Source organism: Aeromicrobium sp. REDSEA-S32_B7, from assembly GCF_001626145.1.
GTDB classification, from domain to species: domain Bacteria; phylum Actinomycetota; class Actinomycetes; order Propionibacteriales; family Nocardioidaceae; genus Aeromicrobium; species Aeromicrobium erythreum.
Genome location: NZ_LUNF01000283.1, coordinates 1 through 3,875, shown reverse-complemented (window position 1 = coordinate 3,875; position 3,875 = coordinate 1). Strand labels below are relative to the sequence as shown.

Below are 3,875 nucleotides of genomic sequence, written 5' to 3'. Positions count from 1 at the left end.
GTACTCGCGCACCGAGCCGTTCGGCAGGACGAGTCCGAGCGACGTCGCCTGGAACTGCGCGGACCCGCGCCAGATCCGGTCGCGGAAGACCCGCCAGCGCGACCCTGCCCGGTACTCGAGCACCGACTTCGTCGCGTCGGCCGTGCTGACGCGGATGCGCCAGTTGGTGATCGGCGTGCCCGACGACGACGTCGGCAGCGTCGTACCACTGCTGGAGGCCAGCGTCCGGAAGACCAGCCCGGACCGCGCGCGAACCGTGACCGTCGACGACGTCGCGTCGCCCACGAGCACGCGGATCGAGCCGCTGCGCTGCGCCACGGACGTGCCCGGGTAGTAGGACGCGAGGATCTGCTGGAACGTCTTGCCCTGACGCGCCGCGCCCTGGGCGCCGTACTGGCTCATGCCGATCCCGTGGCCGAAGCCGCGTCCGTTGATGACGACCGACCGGTCGCTCGGCACGGTCAGCTGGTCCGGGCTCGAGCCGTTCTTGTACCAGGTGCTCACGGCGCGCGAGCCCTCCGAGTACTCCATGTACCCCTTCGCGAACGTCACCCGCTGGTAGCCGGTGCGGTCGCGGAGCACGGTCGAGGTCGGGGCGCCGAGCGGGCCCGAGGTGCCCTTGACGGTCTTGTAGGACTCGAAGATCGGGCCGTAGATGGCGTACGCCTTCGTCGCCGAGCCGGTGCCGACGATGTAGACGCTGCCCTTCTGGAAGCGCTGGTACTTGACGTTGGCGTCACCGGTGCTGCTGCGGCTGCTGATCGGGAAGCCGAGGCGTCCGCCCTGCTCGCCCGTGCGGTGCCACTCGCGGCGCACGACGCTGGTCACCGAGAACGCACCGGCGGCCTTCGTCCAGAGCAGGTCCATGTTCTGGTAGATCGCCCGGCGCTGGACCGAGTTGCCCCACTCCTTGCGCACGAGCTTGCCCAGCTTCTCGCTGCCGATCGCGGCGGCGAGGGACTTGATGTCCTTGCCCGACGTCGGCGTGGTCGTGGGCGGCGTCGGGGTGCTCGGCGTCGACGACGACCCGGCGAGACGTCGGGCCACCTCCTGGCGCAGACCGGTGGAGCCGGACGACGTCACCCAGGCGTAGGCGGCGGCACCGGGGCACTCGGTCGACAGGACGTCGCGGTGGCCGACGATGCGGTTCAGCCGCAGGCCGCCGAGCGTGTAGGTGCCCGTGGCCTTGAGCTTGGCCAGCGAGAAGCGCCACGCGACGAGGTCGGCGACGGCCTTCTTCGTGGCGGCGGTCGGCGCGACCTTGGCGTAGGTGCCCATCATCGAGATGCCCACCGTGCGCTCGTTGACCGGACCGTTGCCGGAGTGGGCGGCACGGACCTGCTTGGCGATGCCGCCGCGACGCCCCTCGAAGATCTGGCCGTACTTGTCGACCAGGAAGTTGTAGCCGATGTCGCACCAGCCGCGCGCGCCCGTGTGGTACGCCTGCGTCGCCCGGACGATGCCGGCCGACTGGGCCTTCGTGTAGTCGTTGTTGCCCGCCGTCGCGGCGGCCGGGGCGACGTCGCTGCCGCGACCCGGGTCGATGGTGGCGACCTTCAGGTCCGTCGGGCGCTGGCCGCTGGGCGACGTCACGCGCACGGCGACACCGTCGGCGGACCCGACCCACAGCGGGTCCGTCCCGGCGCGACCGACCTCGGGGCCGGCGTCGGCCTCGGCGTCTCGGTCGGTGTCGAGCGTCTGGAACGCACCCCACGTGCCGTTCTTGCGCAGCGCGACCTTCACGTCGAAGTCCTCGCCGCCGCGCGCCCAGGTGACACCGACCATCGAGAACGGGCGCACGGTCGTGCGCGGCAGGGTGGCGACCTCGTCGGTCCCGTCCTTCTCGGGCCCAGCCTTCTCGTGCGCAGTCTTCTCGGGCGCCGGCGGGACGGCCTGCTGGCGGACCTCGCTGCGCTCGGGCGCGGAGGGGCTGGGCGACGGCGTCGCCGCCGGTGCCGCGGAGGCCGCGGGGACCTCAGGGGCCTGCGTCGCCGGGACGTCGAGCTCGTGCAGCGTGGCCGGTCGCGGAGCCGCCGCCTGCGACGTCTGGGTCGGGGCGGTGTCGGGCGTGGCGATGAGGGCGGACACCGCGACGGCGGTGACGACGGCGAACGGGAAGGCTCGCCGGACCAGGGTCCAGAAGCGCATGTGGGGAAGTCCGATCCTGTGACTCATGGGGCGGATGTGACGATGGTGCTGGGCTACTGCATCACACATCCGGCGCGATATCCACCGGAGTCGACGAACTACACGCCTGTCATTTCCGCAGGTCAGCGCGGGTGCAGACTGCGTGCAGCCTCGGCCACCGACCCCGACATCGAGGGGTACACGGTGAAGGCGTCGGCGACCTGGTCGACGGTCAGCGAGGCGGACACCGCGAGCGAGACGGCGTGGATGAGCTCGCTGGCCCGCGGACCGACGACGACGCCGCCGACGACCACGCCCATCCCCCGGCGGGAGAACAGCTTCACGAAGCCGTGCCGCACGCCCTGCATCTTGGCGCGGGCGTTCGTCGCGAGCGGGAGCATGACGACGTCGACGTGCAGCCCGGCCTCGTCGATGGCTCGCTGGGACAGGCCCACCGTGGCGATCTCCGGGGACGTGAAGATGTTGCTGGAGACCTTCTGCAGGTCCAGCGGGTGCACGGCGTCGCCGAGCAGGTGGGCGACGGCGATCCGGCCCTGCTGCGCCGCCACGGAGGCCAGCATGAGCACGCCCGTGCAGTCACCCGCCGCGTAGACCCCCGGCACGCTCGTGCGCGACACGCGGTCGACGCGCACGAAGCCGGCGTCGTCGAGCGCGACGCCGACGTCCTCGAGGCCGAGGTCGGCGGTGTTGGGGATGGAGCCGAGCGCGAGCAGGCAGTGCGAGCCGACGACCTCGCGACCGTCGGTCAGCGTGACGACCACCTGGTCGCCCTCGCGACGCACGGAGGCCATGCGCGACTGGCCCATGACGGTCATGCCGCGCTCGCGGAAGACGTCCTCGATGAGCTCCGCGGCGTCCTCGTCCTCGCCCGGGAGCACGCGGTCGCGGCTCGAGACGAGCGTGACGTGCGCGTCGAGGCCGTTGTAGGCGCTCGCGAACTCGGCCCCGGTGACACCCGAGCCGACGACGATCATGTGCTCGGGGATCTCGCGCAGGGCGTAGACCTGCTCCCAGGTGAGGATGCGCTCGCCGTCGGGCAGCGCGTCGGGGCTGACCCGCGGGTGCGCGCCCGTCGCGAGGATCACGGCGTCGGCCTCGACGACCCGGGTCGCACCGCTCGCGTCCTGGTCCGACGAGGAGGCCTCGACGACCTCGACCTCGCGGGCCGAGAGCAGTCGGGCGGTGCCGCGGACGACCTCGATGCCCTCGCGGTCCAGTCGACCGGCGATGTCGGCCGACTGCGCCAGCGCGAGTCGCAGCACGCGGTCGTTCACCGCCGCCAGGTCGGCACGCACGTCGCGGGGCACCTCGACGCCGAGCTCGGCGGACGACTCGACCTCGGTCAGGAGGTCGGACGTCGCGATGAGGGTCTTGCTGGGCACGCAGTCGGTGAGGACGGTCGAGCCGCCGAGCCCGTCGCGCTCCACCACGGTGACCTGGGCCCCGAGTCGCGCGGCGACGAGTGCCGCCTCGTAGCCGCCAGGTCCGCCTCCGATGATCACCACGTGCGTCACCTCTCCATCCTCTCACCGCGGGGGCCCCGGACGGCAGCCGGGCGCGCGGGCCGATGGCTCCCGCACCCCCCTGGTCAAGCTGAGGTGAGCCTTACTATGCTGAGGCAAACCTGAGTAAGCCAAGCCTTGCCTCATCACGTTCGAGACGGGCGCGATCGAGAGGTGTGCCCCCGGTGCCCCAACCCCACCCGACCGCCCACCCGACCGCCCACC

At 72.1% G+C, this 3,875-nt stretch carries 2 protein-coding genes; both read right to left on the bottom strand.

The annotated features are described in order from the left end of the window. Positions 1-2,175 (bottom strand): N-acetylmuramoyl-L-alanine amidase (locus tag A6Q79_RS16840; RefSeq protein WP_317698821.1); only part of this gene is annotated, 2,175 nt, incomplete at its 3' end. A gap of 95 nt (positions 2,176-2,270) precedes the next feature. Continuing rightward, positions 2,271-3,662, bottom strand: a complete 1,392-nt coding sequence (locus A6Q79_RS16835) for an NAD(P)H-quinone dehydrogenase (RefSeq protein WP_286689328.1) — start codon at positions 3,660-3,662, stop codon at positions 2,271-2,273. Positions 3,663-3,875 lie beyond the last annotated feature (213 nt).